We start from the raw sequence: 25,751 nt of genomic DNA on the forward strand, positions 1-25,751 counted from the left end.
GAAGACGATGAGACAGGTGCGGGCCCTGGGCCGCTGCGTCCTGCGCAGCTGGCTGGCGCTGGCCGCGTGGACGTCCGGCGCCTGCGTCGTCCTCGCCGTCCTGCTCCTCCCACTCGGCCTGGGCCTGGCGATCCTGCCCGGCACGGCGGCGTGGCTGCGGTCCCTCACCGACCGCGCCCGCCGCTGGGCCGCACCCGTCGCCGAGCCGGAACCCCTCAACCCCGACCGCACCGCGAGCCGCCGCAGCCAGGCCGGCGCCATCATCGGCGCCGAGTCCTTCTGGCGCGACCTCCTGTGGGCCAACCTCGAACCCGGCATCGGCGGGCTCCTCGTCGCCGTCCCGCAATGCCTGGTCGCCTACGGCCTCTTCGGCACCCTCGTCCAGCCCCTCATCTGGCGGCGCGTCGACGACGGCAACTGGTACGCCTTCATCCCCGTCACCAGCACCCCGGCCATGCTCACCGCCGCCGCCCTCGGCCTCGCCTTCATCGCCGCCGGACTCTGGGCGACGGCACCGGTGCTGCGCCTCCACGCCCGCTGGACCAGGCTCCTGCTGGCCGCACCCCGCTCCACCGCCCTCACCCGCCGCGTGGAGCACCTGACCGGCACCCGCGCCGACGCCATCGACGCCCAGGCCGCCGAACTCGGCCGCATCGAACGCGACCTCCACGACGGCGCCCAGGCCCGCCTCATCGCCCTCGGCATGACCCTCGACCACGCCACCCGCCTGCTCGACACCGACCTCGACACCGCACGCGCCCTCCTCCTCGACGTCCGCGAGACCTCCTCACGCGCCCTGGCCGACCTGCGCGACCTCGTCCACGGCATCCACCCGCCCGTCCTGGCCGACCGCGGCCTCACCGACGCCCTGCGCTCACTGGCCCTCGACAGCTTCCTCGACGTCGACGTCACCGCCGAGCCGATCGGACGCCTGCCCGCGCCGGTCGAATCGGCCGCCTACTTCGCCGTGAGCGAGGCCCTCGCCAACGCCACCAAGCACTCCGGCGCCCGCACCGTGGCCATCGCCGTCACCCACGACGGCCACCGCCTCCACATCACCGTCACCGACGACGGCCGCGGCGGCGCCACCATCGACGGCGGCACCGGCCTGTCCGGCGTCGTGCGCCGATTGGGTACCTTCGACGGCACCCTCGCCCTGCACAGCCCGCCCGGCGGGCCCACCACCGTGACCATGGAGATCCCGTGCGCGTCGTCCTCGCCGAAGACCTCTTCCTCCTGAGGGACGGCCTCGTGCGCACCCTGCGCGAACACGGCTGCGAGGTCACCCCCGTCGACAACGGCCCCGCCCTCCACCGCGCCCTCATCGGCGACCCGCCCGACATCGCCGTCGTCGACGTCCGCCTCCCGCCCACCTTCACCGACGAGGGACTCCAGGCCGCCCTCGCCGCCCGCCGCGCCCACCCCGGCCTGCCCGTCCTGGTGCTGTCGCAGTACGTCGACCAGCTCTACGCCCAGGAACTGCTCGGCGGCGGCGAGGGCGCCATCGGCTACCTGCTGAAAGACCGCGTCACCGACACCGCCCAGTTCATCGACGCCGTCCGCCGCGTCGCCGCCGGCGCCACCGTCATGGACCCCCACGTCATCGCCAAACTCCTCGCCCGCGGCGACGCCCGCGGCACCATCGGCGCCCTCACCCCACGCGAGCGCGACGTCCTGGAACTGATGGCCGAGGGACGCTCCAACGCCGCCATCGCCGCCACCCTCCACGTCAGCGAGAGCGCCGTGGCCAAGCACACCGCCGGGATCTTCACCAAACTCGGCATCGGCGTCTCCGACGACGACAACCGGCGCGTCCTGGCCGTCCTGGCCTACCTCCGCCGCTGACGCCGCGCGCCGACACCCCGGGCGGGCCCGCGGCGCGCATCCTGGACACACCACACCGACCCGCCGGGAGGCGACCATGTCCACACCGCTCACCGACGGCCTGGGCCCCCTCGCCCAGCCCCCGGCCGGGGAACCACTCGACGTCCTCGTCCTGACCACCGCGCTGCGCTCCGGCGAGCAGATCGTCATCCACGGCGTCCTCGCCGACCGGCACCTCGACCGCGACCAGGTCCTGCGCGCGGCCACCGCCGCCGGACTCGACCTCGACCGCGTCCGTCGCGAGTGGACCGGGTGGCTCGCCGACCGCGGTGCCGGTGTGAAACGCCAGGGCGTCCTGCGCGCCGCCCGCCTGCTCGGTGTCGCCGAGTCGACGGCGATGGACGCCTGGCAGCTGAGCCAGCGTCCGGCCGGTGCGGGGGAGGAGAACTGAAGGTTTCGGGCACCGGTGTATTTCGCGGGCGGATGTGAATACCGCTACCCCGAGTTGACGCTCCATTTACCGGATGGCACTATGAATGCGTTGCTTCGTTCGGTGAGGCTACTGCGTGGACACAGGCCACTGATCCCAAACGTCGAGAGACGCCCCGGATCAGGACAGGTCACCTCGGCTTAAGGGGTGATCCCAAGTGGCTTCCGTCTCATTCCGGGGACGGGTACGCCGCGCAGTGCCAAAGCTCTTACGAGACAGGGGCATAACCCTTCCGGCCCGCGTTCGGGCTGTTCGGGGCCCTCCTGGCTGTTGTTCTACGGAACAGAGGAGGTGGCGGCGATGGACGCCGGTCAGAGTCACAGTACCCAGGGCGCTTCGCCGTCCGCACCCGCACGCGTCGGCCCGAACGGCCCGCGCGCCTGAGGCATCGCCCTCTTTCTCACGCGATGATTCGCGCACTCTCGTCACGTCGGCATTTCGTGACGCCTGAATTCCAGCACTGATCGGTTTCCGCATGTGCTCTGCGCGGAAACGCCATTCACCGTGCCCATTTCCCGCCGGAAAGGAAAATCCCGTGACCACATTGACGAAGGTCCCGCAGACCACGTCCCGCCGCCCGAACCTGGAGCGGCAGGCACTGCTGTTCACGATCGGGCTCTACCTGTTCATCTGCGTGGCCCTGCTGGCCGTGCACTACGCCGCCCCCGATGAGGAGCCCGCCGAGAGCGGCAGCTCCTCCACCTCGCCCTACAACCCCTAGCGGGAGCCCGACATCCGTCCCCGAAGACCCCGGCCACCCCCTTCCGCAAAGGACCGAGCACATGACCCACCCGATCATCGACCGCAAGTTCGACCCCGCCACCCTGCGCCGCGTCTGGATCCGCCTCCCCGACACCGACGAGGCCCTCATCACCGCCACCGGCGAGGCCACCGGCGTGGACTTCACCACCGCCCCCGGGCGCGTCTGGGAGACCGACGACTTCACCTACCTCCCGGTGCGCGTCAACGTCCGCGACGGCGACACCATCCGCCGCGCCGACGTCACCTTCGCCCTCGGCGACCACCGGCTCATCACCCTCCACCCGGGCGAGCCCTTCGCGCCCTTCGACAAGGCCATCGCCAAGATGCGCCGCAACCCCGCCCTGGCCACCGGAGCCCACGGCGTCATGTACGCCCTCCTGTGGGCCCTCAACGAGACCGCCGAGCGCGTCATCGACCACGCCTCCGACGTCCTGGAGACGATGAGCGACGAGATCGCCCAGGCCACCAACGGCTACACCGACGCCGGGCGCGAGATCGGGGTCACCGACATGCAGGACACCATCGCCCGCATGAACGAGGCCGAGGAGATCGTCTCCCAGTGCCAGGAGTCGCAGCTGCTGCTCGCCCGCGCCGCCCGCCACCTGCGCGCCGAGGTCGGCACCGGCGACCCGGACCTGGCCGGGCTCATCGACATCCTGCTGGCCGACATCGACGGCGTCAAACAGCACGCCGGGTTCGAGCACGACAAGGTCCGCTACCTCCAGCAGGCGATCATGACCTCGCTCGACGTCAAGCAGAACCAGATCGTGAAGATCTTCACCATCATCACCGCGGTGTTCCTGCCGCCGACGCTGATCGCGACGTTCTACGGCATGAACTTCACCCACATGCCCGAGCTGAGCTGGCTGCACGGCTTCGAGATCACCACCGCGCTCACGCTGGTCGCCGCGCTGATTCCACTGTGGTACATCAAGCGCAAGGGCTGGCTGCGCTAGACCGCCTCCCTCTCACCGCGACGGTCGTGCCGTCGCGGTGAGGCCCCGCCTCACACCGAGCCCAGGTCGCGCTCGATCGCCGCCAGCTCCTCCGGCGTCCCCTGCACTTTCGGGCCGGTGAACCAGCGCCGCGCCGAGACCAGCCACCAGATCCCGGCGAAACCCAGGACCACCAGCACCGCCACGGGCGTGTAATTGAAGGTCCCGGCCTCCACCGGGTACTTCTGCGGCAGCATGAACAGCACGCTGATGAACGCCACCCACACCACCGCGACCACCCCGACCGGGCGGCTCCAGCGTCCCAGATGCCACGGCCCCCGCACGAAGCGATCACCCTGCCGCAGCCGCAGGATCGTCGGCAGCACATAGGCGATGTAGAGCCCGATCACCGCGATCGACGTGACGGCCGCGTACGCCGTCTCGTTCCACAGATACGGCAGCCCGAGCACGAACGCGCCCGCCGCCGCCAGCCAGATCGCGTTCGTCGGCGTCCGCGTCCGTTTGTTGATCCGGTGCCAGAACGCCGAGGCGGGCAGGGCACCGTCCCGGGAGAACGCGTAGATCATCCGCGAGTTCGCCGTCACCGACGACATCCCGCAGAAGAACTGCGCCCCGACCACGATCACCAGCAGCGCCTTGGCGATCGGCAGATCGAGCGCGTCGATGAAGATCTGCGCGGGCGGCACACCGGTGTCACTGTCGAGCGCGCCACCGTAGTCCTGGATGGCGAAGGTCAGCCCGATCAGCAGAATCCACCCGGCCACCAGCGAGACGCCGATCGACATGACGATCCCCTTGGGACCAGAGCGCGCCGCGTCCCGGGTCTCCTCCGTCATGTGCGCCGAGGCGTCGTACCCGGTCAGCGTGTACTGCGCCAGCAACAAACCGATCAGCGCGACGTAGATCCCCGAGCCCCAGCCCGTGTTGTTCACGAACCCGGTGAACACGAACTCGGCCGACTGATGATGATCGGGCAGCACCGTCAGCGCACCGACGATGAGCGCCACACCCCCGATGTGCCACCACACGCTGATGTCATTGAGAAGCGCGACCAGCCGTACACCGAAGGTGTTCAGCAGCCCGTGCAGCACGAGAATGACCCCGAACAGCAGGATCGTGTTGCCCGGCGTGGCGTCGAAGCCGAACTGCAGGTCCAGCAACGCGTTCAGGAAGAACGCCGCCCCGAAGTCGATGCCCGCGGTCACCGCGACCTGCCCGAGGAAGTTGAACCAGCCGGTGAACCAGCTCCACGCGGCCCCCCTCGACGGCGCCAGCTTCGCCGACCAGTAATACAGCCCACCGGCGGTGGGGAAACTGGAGCACACCTCGGCCATCGCCAGCCCGACGAACAGCGTCATGACACCGACCACCGGCCAGCCCCACACGATCACGGCCGGCCCGCCGGTGTTCATCCCGAACGCGTACAGCGTCAGGCAGCCCGAGAGGATCGAGATGATCGTGAACGAGACCGCGAAATTCGAGAAACCCGACATGTTCCGCGACAGCTCCTGGGCGTAACCCAGCTCGTGCAGCCGCCGCTCGTCCGCGCCGGGTAATTCCGCCCCGGCCCCTTCACCTCGCCGTGCCATGGCATCCTCCTCGGCCGGAGACCATCGACCCGCAGGTCACAGATCACCGATTGAGTCACAGTGGACACGGGCTGTCAAGGTGCACAGTGCCCCAGAGCGTGCGCCCACCCCTCCCGTGGCGGGGTGGGCGTCACACGCGTCGCGAACTTAGAAGCAGTTCGCGACGAGCCGGGCGACCTCGGGCAGGTCGATCGGCAGCGGCGGGGCGGCCTGGTCGTCCCAGATCGGGAAGTGGCCGCCCTCGGCGCTGACGGTGGCCGTCGCGCCGAGCTCGGTGACGAAGGTCTTCACGTGCACGAACGGGTCCGGGCCAGCACCGGGTCATCGGCGGCGGTCAGCACCTCGAAACGGCGGGCGGCCTTCTTGATGCGCGCCCAGTCGAAGCCACCGGCGAAGAACGGCTCAAGGGCCTCATAGCCGATCGGCTCGGACATGCTCGCCACGAGCACCACACCGGCGAAGGGCTCACCCTCGTGCGATTCCAGCAGCCGCAGCAGGTTCGGTCCGCCCAGGCTGTGCCCGACCAGGACGGTCTCGCCGGGCCGGCCCTCGCCCGCGGCGGCGGTGACCGGCGGCAGCCAGGTGCCGATCTCGGGGTTCTGCGGCAGTTCGGGGACGACGACCTCGGCGTCGGGATTGACCTTGGCCAGGTAGGGATACCAGAGGGACTCGGCGGTGGTCCCCATGGCGCGGGAGATGACGATCCTCATTTGTTAACTCCAGTGGTGAGCCAGTTGTGAAGAATCCGCTGCAGCGCCGGGACGACCAGGTAGGTCATCGCCAGCACCAGCACGGCGGAGACGAGCGCGAGCCGCAAGGGCCCGGGCAGGCCTCCCAGCAGTGGCCCGATGAGGTTCTCGGCCAGGAGGAGCAGTGGGAACAGGCCCAGCCACACCACCGTCGCCGACTTCCATCGCGCCGGTTGTGAAGTTTTCACGGCGCAAGTAGAGCACAGGTGTGAAGATTTGTGAAGTCAAGGGTTCACGACTAGGATGACGCCATGCCTCACGCAGGACCGCTCGTACCCGACGAACACGCCGGACGCCGCGTGAAGGACCTGCGCCTGGCCGCCGGACGCTCCCAGGCCGACCTCACCGGCCCCGGCATGTCCGCCGGCTACCTCTCCATGATCGAAAACGGTACGCGAACACCCTCGACCGCCGCCCTGCGCCTGCTCGCCGGCGAACTCGGCACCACCCCGGAGTACCTGGCCACCGGCGCCGCCACCGACGACATCGAGCCCGAACGCCGCATCGCCTTCGCCGAGATCGCCCTCCGCAACGGCTCCGCCGGCGAAGCCCTCGCCGAGTTCGACGCCGTCCTCACCGACTGCCCACCCCGCCTGCGACCACGCGCCCTCCTCGGCCGCGCCAACGCCAACGAGGCCCTCCACCGCCTCACCGACGCCATCGCCGACTTCACCGAACTGCGGCAGGCCGCCGAACCCGGCTCCATCGCCTGGGCCGAACGGTCGGTGGACCTGGCCCGCACCCTCACCGACGACGGCGACCGCGCCGCCGCCATCGAGTTCGCCGAAGAAGCGCTCGCCGCCTTCGAAGACCTCGGACTGCCCTGGCACGAGTCGGCGATCCGGCTGGGCGTGACCCTCGCCGGGCTGCTGCGCTTCCGCGACCTCAACCGCGCCGTCCGGCTGATCGAACGCCTCATCCGCATCGCCGACCAGCTGGGCAGCCCACTGGCCCGGGGCTCGGCCTACTGGAACGCCTCGATCTTCGCCCACATGAGCGGACGCACCGCCGACTCCCTCAACCTCGCCGAACGCGCCATCGCCATGTTCGGCGAGACCGACCACGCGGTGAGCCTGGCGACCCTGCGCGGGGTCTACGGGCAGTTCCTGGCCTACGCCGACGCCGACCGCGCCGAAGAGGCACTCGCCATCCTGCGAGCGGCCATCGGCGAGCTGCGCGACCTCGGCGCCCCACTGGCCGCCCTCGCCCAGGCCGAGTGCAACTACGCCGAGGCCGCCATGCACGCCGGCCACGTCGACGAGGCCCTGACCCTCGCCCGCCGGCTCGTGGCGGGCGTGGCCGGTGAGGGGACGCGCCGCGAGCTCGCCGCGCGCTTGAACCTCGCCGAGGCCATCTACGTCGCCGGAGCCGAGGGGGCTGCCGAGGAGCTGGCGAAGGCGACCGCGATCCTGGCGTCCGGAGGCGACTCCCGCGGCGACGAGTCCGCCGCCTGGCAACGGATCGCGGCCCTCAACGAGCGCCTCGGCGACGCCACCGCCGCCCTGGACGCCTACCGCCGCGCGCTGTCGGCGACCGGACGGCGAGTGCCGCCGGAGCTGCCGAGGGCGCGGTCACGGATGGAGGGGCGCGCGTGACCGGCGGCGCTCAGGCCAGGTGCCACAGCGCCCACTCCACCACCAAGCCGCCCAGCCGCGCGGCGGCCTTGACCGGGCTCCCGGTGAGCACCGGCCGGTCCACCTCGACGTCGTAGGCGTCCATGCCGGTCTCCCCGGCGAGGATCACCCATGACCGCGGCGTCACCTCGCCCCGATTCCGGTACGGCATCCCCATGCCCGCGTAGTCGCCGAAGTGGCGCACCGGGACGAGCGACCCCTATCGCCCGCCACCGAGCCTCCGCGAGCCGAGGAGTTGAGTCCTATTCATCTTGTTTCACGTGAAAACTCGCCTTAAGTCTCAAATGCTGAAGATTGTGAAGTTTGCCACCTACGATCTCGTCCGTGATTGCAGATGTCTCGCCGGGCGGCCTGCGCCTGGCGTTCAGCGTCGGTCCCTGGCTGATCGACGCCTTCCAGGCCTCCGGTGACACCGAAGCCCTGGCCGAGATCCAAGACCTGCGTGCCAGGGTCCTCTACGACAACGGCCGCAGGCCATCCTTCCGCCACACCGACGGACGCCACACCGACCCCCAGGACCTCGACCACGACGCCTGGCACTTCCTGGCCCGCCGCGAGCCCGGCGCCCGGCCACTGGGCTACGTCCGGCTCGCCATGCCCAGGGCCACCGCCCGCTTCCAGTCCCGCGAGTACCTCGGCGATCAGGCCTACGACGCCCTGCTCACCGAGCACGGACTGCCCGCCGGACGGGTCTTCGAGCACAGCCGCCTCGTCGTCGAGCACCGGGCCCGCAAGCTCGGCCTCGGCATCCACCTCAACGCCGTGGCGATCGCCGCGGCACACGCGCTGGGAGCCGCGGCGATGACCGGCACCTCCGGCACCAAGGACGGCCAGGACCGATTCCACGAGCGCTTCGGATTCCGGGCCGTACCGGGCACACGCCGCTACGTCGAGCGCTACACCGAAGACGTCGTCCTCATGATGCAGCGGACGGCCGAAGGCGCCGGGGAGTACACCGACCTCATCGCCCGGCTCGCCGCCGAGTTCGCCTCCCTGTGCATCGGACCACCCGAGACGGCTGAGCACACCGGCGGCATCCTTCCCCGACAGGTGCCACGGGAATCCTCCGGGACACCCGCCGCGCTCCGCGGCCGCGAGCCCGACCTGCGCTCCTGGCGTCCCACCCTCCTCACCCCGTCCGATCCCGGAGACCGGACCGCCCTGGAGGCGCTACTGGCCTCCGGAGTCATCCGCGAGGTCCACGACACGATCGAGGACCAGATCGGCGAGCTGATCTCCAGCCGGGACCCCAAGACCGTGCCAGACCCAACGCAGCGGGCCGAGCAGCTGGCCGGCCTGGCCGCCTGGGAATACGGGACCTGGGTCCACTACCCGTGGTCGGCGCGCCTGGTCCACGTCCTGCCCCGGGAGGAATTCAGGCTCGTGCGCACCGACCGCAACCGCGGCAAGATCGAGCGACCCGAGCAGCGACGGCTCCTCGGCCGCACCATCGGCGTGGCCGGACTGTCGGTGGGCAACAGCGCCGCCGTCACCCTGGCCCTGGAGGGCATCGGCGGCCGGTTCCGCCTCGCCGACTTCGACGACTTCGGACTGTCCAACCTCAACCGGCTGCGCGCCGGAGTGGCCGATCTCGCCGTGAACAAGACCGTGCTCACCGCCCGGCAGCTCTTCGAGATCGACCCCTACCTCGACATCGAGATCTTCCCCGACGGCCTGCACGAGGGCAACCTCGCCGACTTCGTCGACGGCCTCGACCTCCTCGTCGAGGAATGCGACAGCCCGCACGTCAAGATCGCCGCCCGCGAACGCGCGCGCCTGCTCGGCGTCCCCGTCGTCATGGACTGCAATGACCGCGGCATGCTCGACGTCGAGCGCTTCGACCTGGAACCGGCCAGACCCCTGCTCCACGGCCGGATCCGCATCACCGCACAAGAAGCGGCCGGCCTGAGCCGCGACGAGCGGATCGCGCTCATCCTCGACATGGTCGACCTCGACCGCATCAGCCCCGAACTGCGCGCCTCGATCGCCGAACTCGGCCGCACCCTCAGCAGCTGGCCCCAGCTCGCCTCCGGCGTCGCCCTCGGCGGCGCGCTGGTCACCGACGCCGCCCGCCGGATCCTCCTCGGCGGCGACTGCCCGTCCGGCAGGTACTACACCGACTTCACCGAGCTGCTCGCCGCCGCACGCGACACCTCCGGGATGCCCCGCGACGCGGCCGGGAACCGGCGACCGGACCTGGAGACCGCGGCATGAGCCCCGACCGCGCACCCGCCGGCGGCCTGCCCGTCCCGGTGGCCGTCCTGGGCACTGGAATTCACCTGCCGCCCCGCGTGGTCGGCAACCGGGAGCTGACCGAGAGCCTGGACACCACCGCCGAGTGGATCGTCTCGCGCACCGGGATCCGCGAACGCCGCTGGCTGGAGCCGGAACTGGCCACCTCGGACATGTGCGTCCCGGCCGCCGAAGCGGCCCTGGCCGCCGCCGGGCGGTCCGCTCTGGACGTCGACGCGATCATCGTGTCCACCTACACCTATGACCAGCCGCTCCCGTCGACGGCGCTCATCGTCAAGGACCGGCTCGGCGCGGCCGGCGCGCTCCCACTCGACCTCACCCAGGCCGCATGCGTCGGCGGCCTCCAGGCCGTCCTGCTCGCCGCGCACCTGCTGCAGAACCCGGCCACCGGCACCGTCCTGGTCGTGGCCGCCGACTGCGCGTCCCGGGTGACCGACCCCGCCGACCGGACCACCAGGATCTTCTTCGGCGACGCCGCGGCCGCCGTCGTCCTCGGCCGCGCCACCGACGGCGGGCTGCTGGCCCATCACCACGGCTCCCAGCTGTCCTACGACGTGGAGATCGCCGCGGGCGGCTCCCGCCTGCCCGTCAGCGCCGAGACCCTGGCCGCCGGACGCCACTATGTGCACATGGACGGCCGCGCCGTCTGGAAGTCGGCGACGGTCAACCTGCCCGACAGCATCACCACCGCCGCCGCCCGGGCCGGTCTCACCCCGTCGCAGATCGACCACTACTTCCTGCACCAGGCCAACCTGAACATCCTCACCGAGGCACTGGCCACCCTCGGCGTACCGCCCGAGAGAGCGCCCATCACCCTCGACCGGCTCGGCAACACCGGCGGCGCGGGGATGCTCACCGCCTTGCACGAGGTCGCCGGCGCCGGGCGGCTCAGACCCGGCCAGGCCTACGCGATGGCCGCGATCGGCGCCGGGTTCCAGTGGGGCACCCTGATCTTCCGCCATCCCGGCCGGTAGCGTCCGGCCGCAGTGGGCGCGGCCCCCGGGCATGGGGCCGCGTTCGCCCGCGACGACCAAGCGACGCGCCGGACGTCATGGACGGGCCAGACCGAGCTCCGCCAGCGCGTCCGCCCCGGACGTCACGGACGGGCCAGACCGAGCTCCGCCAGCGCGTCCGCCCCGGCCGCCGCATGCTCGCCACCGGCCAGGACGAGCGTGCGCGCCCGCTGGTAGCCGCACCCGGCCGCCTCGAACGACGCCGCGGCGGCCAGCAGCCCGTCCCGGTCACCGTCGAGCAGCGCCCGAGCCCGGTCCAGCAGCGCTTCGGCGACCGGATTCCCGGCCACGATCGCCCGCGCGGCACCGATCCGGTCGGATGCCTCGGGGTGTCCGGTGAGCACCGACGCCTCGGCCCGCAAAGCGACGTACCAGTGCTGCCAGACCCAGATGGCCCACTCGCCCATCTCACCGGGCTCGGCCCGCAGACCGGGCAGAGCCAGGTCGGCGTGCCCGTGGTGGAGCCGCACGATCGCGTCGAAGACCGCGCTGAAGCCCGCGCCCTGCTCCGGTGCCATGGCGGCCACGATGGACAGCCACTCGGCCCTCGCGCCGTCGTCGCCGCGCAGGCCGTGGACCATCGCCACGGCGGCGGCCGCGGTGGCCAGGTCGGGCGCGGGCAGGCTCCCGGTGCGCTCCCAGGCGTCGCGGAAGCGCCCGCTGCCGGTGAGCACGTCGGCGACGTTGCCGGACAGGGCGTCGGCGACCAGGAGGCGGGAGGTGGCGAAGTCGCCGCGCTCGGCCAGCAGCGGCAGGTCGCGCAGCTGCTCGCCCCAGCGGCGGGCGGCGTGGAGGTCACCGACGCCGACGGACGTCTCGGCGGCCTCGGAGAGCGCGTTGACGCGTTCGTGCGCGCTGGCCGGGGTCACCGGCAGCGACGCGAGGAGCTCGACGCGTTTGCGGGTGGTCGCGGCGGTGGCGAAGGTGTCGCCCGCCCAGGCCTGGACGGCGGTGAGCGCGTCGAGGGCGGCGCTGAGGGCCAGGGGATCGCCGGTGCGGGTGGCCAGCTCGACGGCCTCCTCGGCCAGGGCCGTCGCCTGCGGCACGACCGCTTCATTGAGGACGCCGCACGCGGCCAGCGCGACCGCCGCCTGGGCGGCCGGATCGTCCCCGGCCAGGCCGCGCGCCTCGTCCAGCAGCCTCGCGGCCTCACCCGATGCTGGCGGTTGGGTGAAGGCGCCGGAGAACCGGTAGGTGACGGCCGCCGCGGTGGCCAGGTCCCGGGCGGTGTCCCCAGGATTGGTCGCGGCCTCGGCGGCGGCCCGGTACAGCCGGTACATCCCGTCGCCGTCCTGGCGGCACCCGGCGACCGCCGCGGCCTGCCGCAACGCCACCCGCGTCGCCGCCGGATCGCCCGCCAGCGACGCGGCCTGCTCGTAACGCTGCTGGGACTCACCGGCCAGGTTCCGGGTGAACGTCAGCTGCGCCAGCGCGATCGCCAGGTCGTGGGCCTCGCCACGATGCCCGGGACGCTCGGCGGCCCAGCCCAGGGCCGCGCGCATGTCGTCGGCGGCCGCGTCGAAGTCACCGCGCCAGGTCCCCGACGGCCTCGCCCCGGCCAGGCCGGTGGCGACCGTCAGGGACCAGGCCAGGTGCCGGGCGCGGACGTCGTCGAGCTCACCGGATTCGGCCAGCCGCTCGCTCCCGTACTGCCGGATCGTCTCCAGGGTGCGGTAGCGGGTGCCACCGGGGGAGGGGACGAGCGTGAGCAGGCTCTGCTCGGTCAGCCGCGCCAGCGCGTCGACCACCATCGCGGTCTCCGAGGGCGCGAAACCGGCCACCCGGCGAGCGGCGTCCACGGTGAAGGGGGAGACGAAGACGGCGATGCGGCGCAGCAGCGCGCGGTCGCCCGGCTCCAGCAGCGCGTGACTCCAGTCGAGCATCGCCCGCACCGAGCGGTGCCGGTCCTCCGCCCGCGCCCCGCCGGTCAGCAGCCGCAGCTGGTCGGGCAGCACCTCGGCCAGGCCGTCGAGGCCGAGCGCGGGCAGCCGGGCGGCGGCCAGCTCGATGGCCAGCGCGACACCGTCCAGCCCCCGGCAGATCGCCGCGGCCCGCACCCGCTGCTCGGGCGCCACCGGCCACCCGACCGCCGAGGCGCGCTCCAGCAGCAGCGCCACCGCATCGGAGTCACCCTCGCCGTCCAGCGACAGCGGCCCGACCGGATGGACGCGCTCGAACGGCACCGTCAGCCTCGCCCGGCTGGTGGCCAGCACCGTCAGCCGCGGGCACGCGGCCAGCAGCCGCTCCAGGAACGGCGCCACACCGTCGCGGACGTGCTCGCAGTTGTCGAGGACCAGCAACGCGCGCCGGTCGGCCAGCGCGGCCACGACCGAGTCGTCCATGCCGCGCCCCTGCTGCTCACCGATACCCACGGCGGCGGCCACCGCGGCACCGACCATCCCCGGATCGGTGACCGGCACCAGGTCGACGAACCACACGCCGTCCCCGAAGTCACCCGCGGCGGCCTCGGCCACCGCCAGCGCCAGCCGCGTCTTGCCCACCCCACCCGGCCCCACCGCGCTGACCTGCCGGTGCTCGCGGACCGCCGCGGTCAGCGCCGCCAGCTCCCGAGTGCGGCCGATGAACGTCGTCACCGGAGAAGGCAGCGACGGAGCCGGGACGCCACCATGCGCCGCGCGGCTCCACTCGGCGGCCAGCTGCGCCAGCCCCCGCCGGTCGGCCGCACCGAGCTTGCGCAGCAGCGAGGACACATGTGTCTCGACGGTGCGGACGGAGATGTACAGCTGCGCGCCGATTTCGGCGTTGCTGAGGTGCTCCCCGACCAGGGTCAGCACCTCGGCCTCCCGGCGAGAGATCCCCTGAGCTTCCACGCGCACCATCCTGCACCACACGCACGGAGACCTACGTGTGGGTCTACGTGGTCGGCACGGATGTGGCCGCGTCCTGGCCGGGAGATGCTCATGTCGTGGCCAGGACGACCACGCCGACGCGACCCAGGAGCCGAACATGATCAAGACGATGCTGCACCCCGTGTCCGACCTCGCGGCGGCCAAGGCCGTGTACACCGCGCTGCTGGGCGTGGCGCCGTCGACCGACAGCTCCTACTACGTCGGCTTCGACGTCGACGGCCTCCAGATCGGCCTCGTCCTCGGCGGCGGCCCACAGGCCATGACCTCCCCGGTCGCCTACTGGGAGGTCCCCGACATCGAGGCCAGGCTCGCCGAACTGGTCGCCGCCGGCGCGGTCGTGAAAGACCCCGTCCGCGACGTCGGCGCCGGACGCCTGGTGGCCACCGTCACCGACCCCGACGGCAACGTCCTCGGACTCCTCCAGGACCGCTGAGACCACACCCACGAGGAGAAGACCCGTGAAGACCACCACGCTGGGCGTAACCGACCTCGACCGCGCCGAGAAGTCCTACGCTGAGGACCAGAGGCACGCCGGTAAGGAGGACGCCGTGAAGTTCCGCACCGTCGTCGAGCCGCCTGAGCCCATGCGCGGCCTGGAGGTCCCACCCGAGATCGTCGAGGCCCTCGGCGGCGGAGCCCGCCCACCGGTGACCATCACCCTCAACGGCCACACCTGGAAGAGCCGCGTGGCCATCATGCGCGGCCGCCACCTCCTGGGCCTGAGCAACGCCAACCGCACCGCCGCCGACGTCGCCATCGGCGAAGAAGTCGACGTCGAGATCGAACTCGACACCGAGCCCCGCGTGATCGCCGAACCCGAAGACCTCACCAAGGCCCTCGACGCCGACCCGGCCGCCCGCGCCGCCTGGGACCGCCTGGCCTACAGCCACAAGCGCGAGCACGTCCGCGCCATCGAGAGCGCCAAGAAGCCCGAGACCCGCCAGCGGCGCATCGACAAGGCCATCACCACCCTGCACGGCTAACCCCTCGCCACACCACCACCCGCACGGCAGCCCCACCGCCGTCCGGCCGATACCCCCTGCCCACCGGCACATCGCGGCACCCATCGCCAACACATCGCGAGCCCATCAACCCCACCCCGCACTCTCATCACAGCACCGAGCAAGACCCACTGAACGACACACCACCTCACCACGGAGTCCCCCATGGAACAGCGCATGCCCAACCCCGCCACCCTCATCCCCGACGCCGGCAAGGCCCTCTACGCCCTCGCCAAGTCCACCCGCTCCACCGGCGTCCCCGCCACCACCATGGAACTGGTCCACCTGCGCGTCAGCCAGGTCAACGGCTGCAGCCTCTGCGTCGACGCCGGAGTCAAGACCGCCAAGAAGACCGGCGAGACCGACGAGCGCCTCCACACCGTCGCCGCCTGGCGCGAGACCCCCTACTTCACCGAACCCGAGCGCGCCGCACTCGCCCTCGCCGAGGCCGCCACCCGCCTCGCCGACCGCCCCGACCCGGTCCCCGACGACGTCTGGGCGGCCGCCGCCGAGCACTACACCCACGAGCAGCTGGCCGCCCTGGTCATCTGGATCGCCACCACCAACGCCTTCAACCGCCTCAACGCCACCACCCGGCAGCTCGCCGGCTCGGTGACCTGGTAGCCGAGGAGACCCCCATGACCGCCGTCCGCGTCCACCGCTACACCGTCGCCGCCGACCGGCTCGACGACCTCCTCGACCGCCGCGCCCAGGCCATCACCGGAATCCGCGCCGGATTCCCCGGCCTGACCGGGACCCGCCTGATCGGGCTCGAAGACGGCTCCTATGTCGACACCTGGACCTGGGAGTCCGCCGAGCAGATGAACGCCGCCCTCCAGGCCAGCTCGGGCAACCCGGGCGTGGCGGCCATCCTCGCCCTCACCGGCGACCACGTCGTGGCCAGCGGCGAGATCATCGCCGACATCTGATCCGAGGCATCACTGCCGGGGCCGGTCACATACGACCGGCCCCAACTGTCATGGGCACGAGACCATCCTCGGAGGCACCCATGAAACTCACCATCTTCGCCGCCACCGGCGGCGTCGGACGCCACCTGCTGGACCAGGCCCTGGCCGCGGGCCACGACGTGACCGCCGCCGTCCGCAACCCCGCCAAACTGCCCGGACACCCCGGCCTGCGCGTGATCACCGCCGACCTCACCGACCCCGACCCGGCCGCAATGCAGTCCGCGGTCGGCGGCGCCGACGCCGTCCTGTCCGTGCTCGGCCCCTCCTCCAACGCCGAGGCCGGAGTCGCCGCACACGGCACCCGCGCCATCGCCGAGGCCATGCGCGCCACGGGCGTGCGCCGCCTCGTGGCCATCAGCGCCGCCCCCGTCGCCGGACTGACCGGCGGCCACGACCCCGGCGACGGCCCCTTCATGCGCCACCTCATCAGCCCGCTGCTGCGCAGGTTCCTCGCCGCCCACTACGCCGACCTGGCCACCATGGAGACCCTGCTCCGGGAAAGCGACCTCGACTGGACGGTCCTGCGCCCGCCCTACCTCACCGACAAGCCCCGGCGCCCCTACCGCACCGCCATCGGACGCAACGTCCGCCGCGGCATGAGCATCTCCCGCGCCGACGTCGCCGCCCACATGCTCCAGGTCCTCGACCGGCCCGGCACCGTCCGCCAGACCGTCAGCCTCGCCTACTGAGACACCCGCGGGCTAAGATATCGGCGCCAATACGCCGATACACGCCCAATGGGGGATCAATGACCGACGCGATCGCGCAGCGCCTGCGCGCCAGGTTCGAGCTGCTCGACGTAGACGGCGACGGAAGGCTCCGCCACGACGACTTCACCGCCGCCGCCGACCGCGTGGCCGCGCGCCTCGGACTCACCGCCGACGACCCCAAGACCCGCACCCTCCACCAGGCCATGAACCGCTTCTGGGCGGGCCTGCGCGAGCACGCCGACGCCGACGGGGACGGCACCGTCACCCTCGCCGAGTACGCCGCCGTCGCCGGCGACCCGGCCGGCTTCGACGCGCACGTCGCCGACTACGCCCGCGCCATGGTCGGCGTCTGCGACCGCGACAACGACGGCGTCATCGGCCGCCAGGAGTTCCTCGACGGCCTGAACGCCCTCGGCTTCGCCCCCGACGGAGCGGCACTCCTGCACGAGAGCCTCGCCGAGCCCGACGGCTCCGTCCCCGCCGAGGCCTGGGTGCGCTCGATCCGCGCCTACTACCTCGACCCGGCCGACGCCTCGCCGAACCTGCTGCTGCACGGCTGACGCGACGGCCACCTGGCGGGCCGCGCTGGACCCGCCAGGTGGCCGTGTCGATCAGGCCGCCAGTGTCCGCTCGTCGGACGCGACCGGCACGGCCGTCGGCTCTTGCTCGCGGCGCGGCCACAGCAGGAGAGCGGCGCCGGTCCCGGCCACCGCGAGCCCCGCCAGCACTGACCACGTCAGCGTCAGCCCGGCGTCGGTGCCGAGCCAGCCGGCGATCGGGTAGGTGACCAGCCAGGCCGCGTGCGACAGCGAGAACTGCGCGGCGAAGGCCTCCGGGATGCGATCCGGTGCGACGGCGTCCCGGATGACCCTCCCCGTCGGCGTGATGACCAGCGCCATGCCCACACCGATCACACCCCACACGACCGCCGTGGCGGCCCAGGACGCGAGTCCCGCCGCGATGATGCCCACCGCCGCGATCGCGCCACCGGTCAGGACCACCGCTCCGGACACCATCACCGCCCGCTCGGCGACCCGGTCCAGCACCCGGGGGAGTACGAGCGCGGCCACGAGCGTCCCGCCGCCCGAGGCGGCCAGCATCCACGCCACCTCCGACCGCGATCCGCCGAGCTCGTCCCGGACGACGTTGACGGTGTTGACCACGACGATCGACCCGGCCGCCGCGACCACCAGGTTCAGCGCCAGCACACCCCGCAACCGCGGTGTCGCGACGAAGGTCCGGATCCCGCTCACGGCCTTGTCCCAGGCACCGGCATGGGTACTCGGGCGGGCATTGGGGACCCGCGTCGACCAGATCAGCAGCGACCCGGCGACGAAACCCACCGAGGTGCCCAGGAACAGCAGGTCGAAGCTCATGAACGCCAGCGCGACCGCCGCCAGCACCGGACTCAGCAGACTCTCCATCGTGGACGCCACCTGGGAGGCCGACAGGGCCCGGGTAAAGGCCGCCCGATCGGTGACGATGTCGGGGATGACCGCCTGATACGTCGGCGTGAACGCCGCCGAGGCCGCCTGAAGCAGCCCGACCAGCAGATAGATCTGCCAGATCTCGCTCACCAGCGGCAGCGCCAGCACCACCAGAGCGCGTATGACATTGAGGACGACGAGGAACGCCCTGCGCGGGAGCCGGTCCACATGGGCGGCCGCGATCGGGGCCACCAGCACGTACACGACCATCTTGATCGTGAGAGCCGTACCGAGGACCGCACCGGCCCGCGGGCCCGCCAGCTCATAGGCGAGCAGCCCGAGCGCGACCGTCGTCAGCCCCGTACCGAACAGGGCGACGATCTGCGCGGCGAACAAGTGCCGGTAGGCGCGAATGGAGAACAAACGCAAGGGAGGAGTCCTTCCGTGCGGTGGGCCACGACCACGCGACGGCGGCCGTGCCCCGGAGAACGCGGCGAAGTCGAACGCGGGCGTCGGCCCGCGATGAACCAGGACGGTGGGTGTCACACGCGAGCCCGGACAGGACCGGCTGAGGCGGAACATCGGATTCTCCAGATCAGTGGTGGCCGTGGTAGTCGTGCGCGTCCCCATCGGTGGCGCGCACGGTGAAATCGGCGGTGCGGACGACACCGTGATGCTGGAAGTCCAGGTACAGCCGGTAGACGCCACCGGTGGGCGCCACCACCACGAACGTGATGTCCGGCCCCGGCACGGCATCCACGCCGCTTTCCGGATGGACGTGCAGGTACCCCAGGTCCCCGGCACGCAGCGCCACCAGGTGCCCGTACGCGCCCAGGTACGGCTGAAGGTCGGTGACCGGCACACCGTCCCGGCTCACCGTGAGCGTCAGCCTGCTCGCCGCAGCGGTGGTGAGTTCGCCTTTGAGAGTGACGGTGTACTCGCCGATCCCAGCGGTGGCCGTGTCCTCCGGTAGCGGCCTTGGCTCGTACAGCCCACCGACCGACGCGTCGGCACCCAGCGTCAGAGTCCGGCCGAGCGCACTCGGGTGGATGTCGGCGAAGAACCGCCACGCACCCGGGGTGAGGGTCAGCTCGGTGCTCCACGTGCCCGTCTCATCGCGGACGGGGTGAACGTGCTGGAAGCCGGTGGTGTCGCGCCGCACGGCGATGAAGTGCAGCTCCTTCTCGTGCTCGCGCTCGAAAGCGGTCACCGGCCTCCCGTCGGGTCCGATGATCCGGAAGGCGACCCGCTGCGTCCCGCTCGCCAGGATCGGCGCGTCGAGTTCGAGCGTGTAGCCGTCCTCGGAGACCGCCAGTCCGCCCGGACGTGCTCCGCCGTGGCCGGTCGTGTGGTGTGCGTGGTCGTTCATGACGCCTCCATGTGCGCGAGGTCCGGTGCTGGTCCGGTCGGTGACCGTCCGCCAGAGCATATACCCCTAGGGGGTATAGTGGAATGGTTGCCGGGCGACATGATCAAGGTCACCGCGTGGTGGGCTCTGGCATCCGGTCGGGGACGGCGTCAGGGGACGCTGGAGATCACCTGAGTCGTGAGGCGAGCGCCTTCGCGACCATCTCCCAGTCGAAGGTCTTCTCCCCGCCAGGCCGCCGGACGGTCACCTCATCGGGATCCAGCGCCAGGACCCCGGCACCGACGAGCCGGTCGAGGTGCACGCCGTAGGCCGGATGCGCCCGAAGATCCGCGCTCACCGCCGGGACCGCGACGATCGGAATACCCCGCCCCAGCGCCCGATTGAGCTGCCCCAGCGCGACATTGTGGTTGTGGCCGCTGCCCCAATGATTGAGCGTGTTGAACGTCAGGGGCGCGGCCAGCAGCGCGTCCGGCGGCGGGAACGGGTCCCGTTCACCGGGCAGGCGCTGCTCCACGCGAACCGGATGGCCCGTCCGGGCGGCGAGGATGTCGGTGTCGACCCATCGCGCGGCCGTCGGCGTGAGCGCGATGCAGCACGTCCAGCCGTCGGCCGCCAGAACGTCCAGGAGTCCGGCGAGGTCCAGGACCGGGGGAGCGGCACACCCGATGATGTGCACGACGCGATTCACGCCGTGACTCCCAGCCGCACGGCGAGCGCGCGCAGCGGACCGTCCATGTCGGATCGCCTCGTGCGACGCACGATGACCCGCATCGTCTCGGCCGCGAAGGGATGGCTCCGGGCTCGCTGCGGAGCGATGCGCTCGGAGGCGGCGAGCATGCGGATCGCGGCCCGGTCGGCGTCACGGTGTCCGAGACGGGCGCAGGCCCGGGCGGCGTCGAGGTAGAACATCGACTGCCGGTCGACACTGCCGATGGCGGCCGGATTGGTGCCGCGCACGATGCGGACGGCCTCCTCTGCGTCACCGGTATCGACGGCGATCGCCAGGCGCCAGAACCGCAGGTTCGTCGGCCCGAAATAGAGCCGCAGGACATCGGAGTCACCCGTACGGACGGCGAGCCGCTCGGCCTCCTCCAGGTGCGTGTCGCCCTCACCGCCACGGCGCAGCCCGTAGAGGGTCATCGCCGCCAGCAGGTGCAGATGCCCCGCCGTCTCGGTGGCGCCGAAGACGTCCAGATCACCCTCCACACTGCCCAGACCGCGCACCGCCAGCTTGTGCGCCCGCGCGAAGCCGCCACACCCCATCGCGGCCGCCGCGCGCGTCCGAAACGCCGCCGCCAGCATCACCGGATCACCCAGCTCCTCGGCCGCCTGCTGCGCGCGCTCACCCGCCAGATACGCCTCCGCGCGCTGCCCGACATCCCGCAGGATCCCACCGGCACGCGACGCACCGAGCACGGTCAACTTCAGCGCCGCCTCATACTCGACCGGATCGGAGGCCAGCACGGTCGTGGCATGCAGCTGCCGGGTGAACGGCCCCAGCCGCGCCGCCGCACCGGCATAGTCGGCCCGAACCCGCAGATCATCGAGGAGCTCGGCCTCCCGAGCCAGAACATGCAACGGAACCGGCGCCACCGTGGGCTCATCATCGAGATTGGTCTCGACGAGCGCGGCGAGAAGACCGTGGACACTCCCGGCGAGCGCCGCCTCCGCTCGCGTGGTCGGCTCCCCGGGACGGCCGGTGAGATCGGCGACCGTGCAGTTCAGCACGCGGGCGATGTCACCGAGGATGACCCGGTTGTCGGCACCACGCTCACCGCGTTCGATGCGACCCCACGTGGTATGCGCGATCCCCGCCTCCGCGGCCAGCTGCCGCACACTTCGTCCCGACAGCACACGGCGGGTGGCGATGCGCTGCCCGATGGTCTGACCGCCCACGTCCGGCTCCATGCTCCGAGGGTCGCTCCCAGCATAGACACGGTGGTGCCAGATGGCACCAGACGGTGAGTAACCGGTCATAGCGTCCTCGGTACGGCCGGGCGCAACGGAAGCCCGCCCGACCACCGTCGCCGAGGAGACCACGATGACGCACCACCTGCTGGTCGTTCACTACGAGGATCGCAGCGGCCGGCGCGTCCGTGTCGAGATCTGCTCGTGTGGCGGCCCGCACCCGTGCCCCGACGCCCGCGTTGAGGCCACATGCGCGCGGCGTGTGGCGATGACCGGTAGCGCGCGATGAGCGCCGTCGTCCCGCTCGGCACGATCCACTACGGTCACGGCCGGGTGCCCATCACCGTCCACGGTGTACGGGCACGTGGGCCGCAACTCGCCGAGCTGTATCTGGGGGATCGGCCCCTCGGTCGCGTCGGTGTCGGCGGTCATGCGACCCCGCGCGTGTGGAGTGTCCGTATCAACCGCTGCTACTACGATCCGCGTGTCCTGGCCGAGCTCGCCGAGGCGCTGATCTCCGGTCTGACGTTCCCCGGTGAGGAGTGAGCCGTGCTGCTCCTCGCCGCCGACCCCGAGCCGGTGTTCATGCGCGACGCCAGTGGTCTGCGCCCGGCGCTTCTGCTGCGCCACGATCCCGAGACCATCCAGATCTGGCCCGGAGACGAGCGCGTCCAGTCCGCTCGCGAGTTCCTGTGGCACCACGGCTGGCACAAGCTCGCCGACACCGGAAGCCGCAACGCCCTCAACCTCTACGCCTGGGGACTCATGATCGCAACCGGCACTGACGGCGGCCCGATCCTGCGCGCCCTGCGCCGCCCCGGCGGGGTGATCTGGGAAGGCGCCGTACCCCTCGCTGATGGGTGGCTCACCCCGAACCTCGCCCGCCCGGGGCGTCTCGTGCCGGTGTTCGCCGTCCCCGACTCCGAGACGGCCGCCACGCCGGGGCCTCTGGCCGAACGCGTCGACAAGGCCGTACGCGATCAGCAACTACTCGCAGCCCGCATCCCACTGAAGAGCGCGACCTGAGCGTCCGCGGTGGGTGCGGCCGTCACAGCAGCCCGATCACCAGCGCCATGGACAGGAACAGCACCAGCTGATACGCGCAATTGAGGACGGTCAGCCGCGCGGGCTTGAGCTCGAACGCATTGTGCTGCAGCAGAGTCGTCGCCGAAAACGCCAGCCACGCCACGCCCCCGACCAGCAGCGCCGGCCAGACCGAATCATCGTCGAGAGCCGCCGACGCGATCCCGTCCCCGACCGTGAGCCCCACGGCCGTGACGCCGTTGGCGATGAGGAGCTGGATCATGTTCCTCCTGCTGGCGCTCTTGGACTCCGCCGGAGTGATCCCGGTCAGCCGCCACCAGAGGGCCAGGAAGACCTTCCCGTACCAGACTCCCGCCACGGCCATGCCGACCACGATCGCGGGCACGGTGCCAAGCCAGTCGATCTTCATGACGCGGCTCCTCGCTCGTCGGGCGTCCGAGGCGATCCCGGGCGCATCCTCGCACTACTTGATAAAATCAACTGCGATGGAAAATATCAAGCACCCGCGCGTCCGTTCATACGGACAGTTCTGCGGCCTCTCCAGAGCCCTGGACGCCGTCGGCGACCGCTGGAACCTCCTGATCGCACGCGACCTGCTCGTCGGCCCCATGCGCTTCAACGAACTCAAGACCTCGCTGCACGGAGTCGCCACCAACCTCCTCACCGAGCGACTGCGAGCCCTGGAAGCCGCGGGCATCGTCGAACGACGACTCGGCGACACGGGCGTCCACTACGCCCTCACCCCCTGGGGCACCGGACTCCGCGAACCGATCGAGGCACTCGCCCGCTGGGGCACCCCGCTGATGATGACCGGCCGCGCCGGCGACGCCTTCGAACCACGCTGGCTGGCCGTCGCCCTGCCCGGACTCCTCCGAGGCGTGACCATGGACCCGCCGCTCGACATCGGCTTCGAAGTCGAAGGCGTCCTCACCACCGTCCGCATCGACGAAGACGGCCCACACGCCACGACCCAACCCGACCACCGGCCCGCCACGACCCTGACGGCCACCGCAGAGGTCGTCGTCGGACTCGCGGCTGGCGCACTGACCGTCGATCAGGCGCTCGCCGCAGGACACCTCGAAGGTGACCCCGCCGTACTGCGCAGAGCCTTCTCCGCGCGTGTCTAGATTCCCGTCAGATCCGACATCGGAGGGCACGGCGACATTGGACGGAGAGTTCGACCGAAGCCGTTCGCTGGAACAGCTCGATGGACGACGATGGAGGCAACCCGAACCCGAAGCAACGCGGCTGATCCGGGAAGCCCACCGGCGTCGCGTCATACCCATGAGGGAGCTGGCCATCGAGGACCTCCGGCTCCTCATCGGCCAGCGGATCGGGCTTGAGTTCGTGATCCCGGTGGCCCTGGAGCGGCTCCGGGATGATCCTCTGTCGGCAGGTGACCTCTACCCGGGTGACCTGCTGACGGCAGTGTTGCGCGTACTCGCCACGTTCTGGAAGGCCCAGCCCGCACTGGCGTGCCAGTTGCGTGAGATCCTCGCCGACGTCACCGATCGGCCGACGGAGATCGCCGATGCGATCGAGGCCTTCTCCACCGGGCGCTGACCTGGTTCGCGGACATCCCACTCGGCCCGTCGGCCCGCTCGATCATGGCGCAGATGCGGCCCGGCCTGTTCGCGGTCCTCGGCGAGGCCGCGCGGGACGCCGATGCGCTGCTGGCGACGAGGTCGTTCGCGGCGGGCGCGATTGGTGGCGGAGCAGGCGGGCTTCCCGTCAACGAGTAGGCGACGGTGGTGATCTCCCTACCGGGACATCACCTCATCTGAAGAGAAGATCTCCGGCAACAACGACGTGACCACCGACCGCACGGCGTCGTCCAGTTCACTACGACTCACCGCACGGGCACTTGTGGACATCCCGTGCCATCTGCGGGGTGTGCACTAGTAGTGGGTGGTCTCCGAGTTCCACCGGTCACTGGCCCTCTTCGTCACGTCACGCACATCCTGGACGAACAGCTGGAACAACAGCTGGGTCACAGCGGTGTCGTTTCCGACGGCCAGGCTGAAGTCCGCCCGGCTTTCGAGCTTCATTCCCACATACCCCGGTAGATTTCCCTCGGCGGCGGGGGCGGTCTGGAAGTGTTCTGGCGGCGCCTTGTGCCCGTAGATCTTTCGCAACGCTCCAGGAGTCCGCTCGGCGCTGCCTGCCGCGCCGGTCAATGCCATGAACCTTGGGCTGAAGAGCAATCGATGGGCACCGGGCTTGAGCGTGAACTCCAGGACACGGACATCGGGCCGACCGGCAGGGTCTCTCCGGCCGTTCCCTGGCGTCTGAAGATAGTAGGCATCATGATGGGTCTTGTAGTAGGAATAGCTCTGGTCCATGCCGCCGAGATGTCCGCTGATCGGCATCGTTCCGACCTGGGATTCATCCTCTCCGGCGGCAGCATGGAACTGCGGAGCGAGGCCTGCTTGACCTCCATGCTGCTGGATCCAGGCCTCTGTTCCCGCCAGTCTTCCCCTGCCGAGCCACTCCAGGATCTCGTTGGCCTCCAGAAGGGACATGGTCCTGAACACGCGGAGCTGGCGCTGGTCCGGTCCCAAGGTGGCCAGCTCTTGCAGGAGACCGCGTGCCACCTGGTGAAGAACGTGGTTGAGATCCCGCCCGCCGGCGGGATCGCTCGGGGCTACTGGAGCCCGATTCCCGGCCTCCTTCTGCCAGTAGCTCCGCTTCCAATGATCGTCGATGTTGCGCTGCACAGCCCTTGCCGTGATAGCCGACCCGGTCGTCGCTGGACCTGAAGAGGTACGCCCACTGTCGGTTCGGTGCTTGTGAGGTTCCAGGATCAATACTCCAGATCCCCGGGCTTGGCTCAGAAACTGCACAACCGAGGCATTTCCTGCACTGCGCTGCATCGCAAGCAAAGCCATGGGTGCTGCCTTGTCTGATCTCACAACAGGCTGAGCAGCGCGAATAGGGCGCGAGAGGTCAGCTGTCTCGGAGTCCAGCCCTCGGGGCATCCTGGGCATTCCACACCAGCCTTTCCGGAAAAATTTCACAAAGAACTTTGATATCACGACGGAAACTGCATCGGCGAAGCCGATTAGGCAGGCATCGGTGCCCAATCGGGAAGCGTGCCGTGAGACCCGACTTGGTCCTGTGAGGTAAGGCTTGTGGGTACGAAGCCGAGGTACCGACTTTTCTGAAGCTCCGCGATCCTCGCAAG

At 71.0% G+C, this 25,751-nt stretch carries 31 protein-coding genes and 1 riboswitch; of the genes, 19 read left to right on the forward strand and 12 right to left on the reverse strand.

From position 1 onward, the window contains the following. Positions 1-7 precede the first annotated feature (7 nt). The 5 genes from QSK10_RS16035 (at position 8) to QSK10_RS16055 (ending at position 4,032) form a co-directional block, all read left to right on the forward strand. Positions 8-1,240 (forward strand): sensor histidine kinase, encoded by a 1,233-nt coding sequence (locus QSK10_RS16035; RefSeq protein WP_285663618.1) that lies wholly within the window; start codon positions 8-10, stop codon positions 1,238-1,240. After that, positions 1,204-1,845: a LuxR C-terminal-related transcriptional regulator gene (locus QSK10_RS16040; RefSeq protein WP_285663619.1), complete on the forward strand. Its 642-nt coding sequence runs from the start codon at positions 1,204-1,206 to the stop codon at positions 1,843-1,845. Before QSK10_RS16035 ends, QSK10_RS16040 begins: the two co-directional genes overlap by 37 nt. 76 nt (positions 1,846-1,921) lie before the next feature. Continuing rightward, complete coding sequence (locus tag QSK10_RS16045) at positions 1,922-2,275, forward strand: hypothetical protein (RefSeq protein WP_285663620.1); 354 nt, start codon at positions 1,922-1,924, stop codon at positions 2,273-2,275. An 87-nt stretch (positions 2,276-2,362) separates the two neighbouring features. Beyond that, positions 2,363-2,542, forward strand: a riboswitch (M-box (ykoK) riboswitch). A gap of 307 nt (positions 2,543-2,849) precedes the next feature. Beyond that, positions 2,850-3,035: a hypothetical protein gene (locus QSK10_RS16050; protein WP_285663621.1), complete on the forward strand. Its 186-nt coding sequence runs from the start codon at positions 2,850-2,852 to the stop codon at positions 3,033-3,035. Positions 3,036-3,096: 61 nt separating this feature from the next. Continuing rightward, on the forward strand, positions 3,097-4,032 hold the full coding sequence (locus tag QSK10_RS16055; protein WP_285663622.1) for a CorA family divalent cation transporter: 936 nt from the start codon (positions 3,097-3,099) through the stop codon (positions 4,030-4,032). Positions 4,033-4,082: 50 nt separating this feature from the next. On the opposite strand, the gene QSK10_RS16060 is transcribed toward QSK10_RS16055, so the two are convergent. The 4 genes from QSK10_RS16060 to QSK10_RS16075 all read right to left on the reverse strand — a co-directional run bounded on the left by QSK10_RS16060 (position 4,083) and on the right by QSK10_RS16075 (position 6,558). Further along, entirely contained in the window at positions 4,083-5,621 is a 1,539-nt protein-coding gene (locus QSK10_RS16060; protein WP_285663623.1) for an amino acid permease, read from the reverse strand. A 147-nt stretch (positions 5,622-5,768) separates the two neighbouring features. Further along, complete coding sequence (locus tag QSK10_RS16065) at positions 5,769-5,912, reverse strand: hypothetical protein (RefSeq protein ID WP_285663624.1); 144 nt, start codon at positions 5,910-5,912, stop codon at positions 5,769-5,771. After that, positions 5,909-6,331: an alpha/beta fold hydrolase gene (locus QSK10_RS16070; RefSeq protein ID WP_285663625.1), complete on the reverse strand. Its 423-nt coding sequence runs from the start codon at positions 6,329-6,331 to the stop codon at positions 5,909-5,911. Before QSK10_RS16070 ends, QSK10_RS16065 begins: the two co-directional genes overlap by 4 nt. Next, a complete protein-coding gene (locus tag QSK10_RS16075; RefSeq protein WP_285663626.1) occupies positions 6,328-6,558 on the reverse strand; it encodes a putative antibiotic biosynthesis monooxygenase in 231 nt (76 codons plus the stop codon). Before QSK10_RS16075 ends, QSK10_RS16070 begins: the two co-directional genes overlap by 4 nt. 63 nt (positions 6,559-6,621) lie before the next feature. On the opposite strand from QSK10_RS16075, the gene QSK10_RS16080 reads away from it, so the two are divergent. Then, positions 6,622-7,965 carry a helix-turn-helix domain-containing protein gene (locus QSK10_RS16080; RefSeq protein ID WP_285663627.1) on the forward strand — a complete coding sequence of 448 codons (1,344 nt, stop codon included), beginning with the start codon at positions 6,622-6,624 and terminating at the stop codon, positions 7,963-7,965. 10 nt (positions 7,966-7,975) lie between these two features. Here the strand turns inward: QSK10_RS16080 and QSK10_RS16085 are convergent, their stop codons facing one another. Beyond that, positions 7,976-8,188, reverse strand: a complete 213-nt coding sequence (locus QSK10_RS16085; RefSeq protein WP_285663628.1) for a hypothetical protein — start codon at positions 8,186-8,188, stop codon at positions 7,976-7,978. Positions 8,189-8,328: 140 nt separating this feature from the next. Here QSK10_RS16085 and QSK10_RS16090 point away from each other — a divergent pair, with 140 nt between their 5' ends. Then, complete coding sequence (locus QSK10_RS16090; protein ID WP_285663629.1) at positions 8,329-10,218, forward strand: ThiF family adenylyltransferase; 1,890 nt, start codon at positions 8,329-8,331, stop codon at positions 10,216-10,218. Continuing rightward, positions 10,215-11,231 carry a 3-oxoacyl-ACP synthase III family protein gene (locus QSK10_RS16095; RefSeq protein WP_285663630.1) on the forward strand — a complete coding sequence of 339 codons (1,017 nt, stop codon included), beginning with the start codon at positions 10,215-10,217 and terminating at the stop codon, positions 11,229-11,231. The genes QSK10_RS16090 and QSK10_RS16095 overlap by 4 nt, the downstream gene beginning before the upstream one ends. A gap of 122 nt (positions 11,232-11,353) precedes the next feature. On the opposite strand, the gene QSK10_RS16100 is transcribed toward QSK10_RS16095, so the two are convergent. Then, on the reverse strand, positions 11,354-14,101 hold the full coding sequence (locus QSK10_RS16100; protein ID WP_285663631.1) for an ATP-binding protein: 2,748 nt from the start codon (positions 14,099-14,101) through the stop codon (positions 11,354-11,356). A gap of 136 nt (positions 14,102-14,237) precedes the next feature. Between QSK10_RS16100 and QSK10_RS16105 the strand changes: the two genes are divergently transcribed. From QSK10_RS16105 to QSK10_RS16130, 6 genes are all read left to right on the forward strand, one after another. Further along, positions 14,238-14,573 carry a VOC family protein gene (locus QSK10_RS16105; protein WP_285663632.1) on the forward strand — a complete coding sequence of 112 codons (336 nt, stop codon included), beginning with the start codon at positions 14,238-14,240 and terminating at the stop codon, positions 14,571-14,573. Positions 14,574-14,598: 25 nt separating this feature from the next. Next, positions 14,599-15,123 carry a YdeI/OmpD-associated family protein gene (locus tag QSK10_RS16110; RefSeq protein WP_285663633.1) on the forward strand — a complete coding sequence of 175 codons (525 nt, stop codon included), beginning with the start codon at positions 14,599-14,601 and terminating at the stop codon, positions 15,121-15,123. Positions 15,124-15,306: 183 nt separating this feature from the next. Beyond that, on the forward strand, positions 15,307-15,765 hold the full coding sequence (locus tag QSK10_RS16115; RefSeq protein ID WP_285663634.1) for a carboxymuconolactone decarboxylase family protein: 459 nt from the start codon (positions 15,307-15,309) through the stop codon (positions 15,763-15,765). 14 nt (positions 15,766-15,779) lie between these two features. Continuing rightward, positions 15,780-16,070 (forward strand): hypothetical protein, encoded by a 291-nt coding sequence (locus QSK10_RS16120; protein ID WP_285663635.1) that lies wholly within the window; start codon positions 15,780-15,782, stop codon positions 16,068-16,070. A gap of 80 nt (positions 16,071-16,150) precedes the next feature. Next, a complete protein-coding gene (locus QSK10_RS16125) occupies positions 16,151-16,798 on the forward strand; it encodes an NAD(P)-dependent oxidoreductase (RefSeq protein WP_285663636.1) in 648 nt (215 codons plus the stop codon). A 59-nt stretch (positions 16,799-16,857) separates the two neighbouring features. Then, positions 16,858-17,379 (forward strand): EF-hand domain-containing protein, encoded by a 522-nt coding sequence (locus tag QSK10_RS16130; protein ID WP_285663637.1) that lies wholly within the window; start codon positions 16,858-16,860, stop codon positions 17,377-17,379. A gap of 51 nt (positions 17,380-17,430) precedes the next feature. Here the strand turns inward: QSK10_RS16130 and QSK10_RS16135 are convergent, their stop codons facing one another. The 4 genes from QSK10_RS16135 to QSK10_RS16150 form a co-directional block, all read right to left on the reverse strand. After that, a complete protein-coding gene (locus tag QSK10_RS16135) occupies positions 17,431-18,675 on the reverse strand; it encodes an MFS transporter (protein WP_285663638.1) in 1,245 nt (414 codons plus the stop codon). A gap of 166 nt (positions 18,676-18,841) precedes the next feature. Next, positions 18,842-19,615 (reverse strand): DUF8832 domain-containing protein, encoded by a 774-nt coding sequence (locus tag QSK10_RS16140; RefSeq protein ID WP_285663639.1) that lies wholly within the window; start codon positions 19,613-19,615, stop codon positions 18,842-18,844. Between the two features lie 166 nt (positions 19,616-19,781). Next, positions 19,782-20,303, reverse strand: coding sequence for a flavoprotein (locus QSK10_RS16145; protein WP_285663640.1), 522 nt, complete (start codon positions 20,301-20,303; stop codon positions 19,782-19,784). After that, positions 20,300-21,523 (reverse strand): helix-turn-helix domain-containing protein, encoded by a 1,224-nt coding sequence (locus QSK10_RS16150; RefSeq protein ID WP_285663641.1) that lies wholly within the window; start codon positions 21,521-21,523, stop codon positions 20,300-20,302. The genes QSK10_RS16145 and QSK10_RS16150 overlap by 4 nt, the downstream gene beginning before the upstream one ends. A 285-nt stretch (positions 21,524-21,808) precedes the next feature. On the opposite strand from QSK10_RS16150, the gene QSK10_RS16155 reads away from it, so the two are divergent. Next, positions 21,809-22,069 (forward strand): hypothetical protein, encoded by a 261-nt coding sequence (locus QSK10_RS16155; RefSeq protein WP_285663642.1) that lies wholly within the window; start codon positions 21,809-21,811, stop codon positions 22,067-22,069. A 3-nt stretch (positions 22,070-22,072) separates the two neighbouring features. Continuing rightward, on the forward strand, positions 22,073-22,549 hold the full coding sequence (locus QSK10_RS16160) for a hypothetical protein (RefSeq protein ID WP_285663643.1): 477 nt from the start codon (positions 22,073-22,075) through the stop codon (positions 22,547-22,549). Between the two features lie 22 nt (positions 22,550-22,571). Here QSK10_RS16160 and QSK10_RS16165 read toward each other — a convergent pair whose 3' ends face one another. Further along, entirely contained in the window at positions 22,572-22,976 is a 405-nt protein-coding gene (locus QSK10_RS16165) for a DUF1761 domain-containing protein (RefSeq protein WP_285663644.1), read from the reverse strand. Positions 22,977-23,052: 76 nt separating this feature from the next. Here QSK10_RS16165 and QSK10_RS16170 point away from each other — a divergent pair, with 76 nt between their 5' ends. From QSK10_RS16170 to QSK10_RS16180, 3 genes are read left to right on the forward strand one after another with little or no spacing between them, the layout of a single operon-like run. Beyond that, positions 23,053-23,694: a winged helix-turn-helix transcriptional regulator gene (locus QSK10_RS16170; RefSeq protein WP_285663645.1), complete on the forward strand. Its 642-nt coding sequence runs from the start codon at positions 23,053-23,055 to the stop codon at positions 23,692-23,694. After that, a complete protein-coding gene (locus QSK10_RS16175) occupies positions 23,687-24,130 on the forward strand; it encodes a contact-dependent growth inhibition system immunity protein (RefSeq protein ID WP_285663646.1) in 444 nt (147 codons plus the stop codon). The genes QSK10_RS16170 and QSK10_RS16175 overlap by 8 nt, the downstream gene beginning before the upstream one ends. Before the next feature lie 53 nt (positions 24,131-24,183). Further along, positions 24,184-24,309 (forward strand): hypothetical protein, encoded by a 126-nt coding sequence (locus QSK10_RS16180; RefSeq protein WP_285663647.1) that lies wholly within the window; start codon positions 24,184-24,186, stop codon positions 24,307-24,309. 156 nt (positions 24,310-24,465) lie between these two features. Here QSK10_RS16180 and QSK10_RS16185 read toward each other — a convergent pair whose 3' ends face one another. Next, the gene (locus QSK10_RS16185; RefSeq protein ID WP_285663648.1) at positions 24,466-25,284 is read right to left on the reverse strand and encodes a hypothetical protein; all 819 of its coding nucleotides are present in this window, start codon (positions 25,282-25,284) and stop codon (positions 24,466-24,468) included. Positions 25,285-25,751: the final 467 nt, after the last annotated feature.

It is taken from the genome of Actinorhabdospora filicis (assembly GCF_030269765.1).
Taxonomy (GTDB): domain Bacteria; phylum Actinomycetota; class Actinomycetes; order Mycobacteriales; family Micromonosporaceae; genus Actinorhabdospora; species Actinorhabdospora filicis.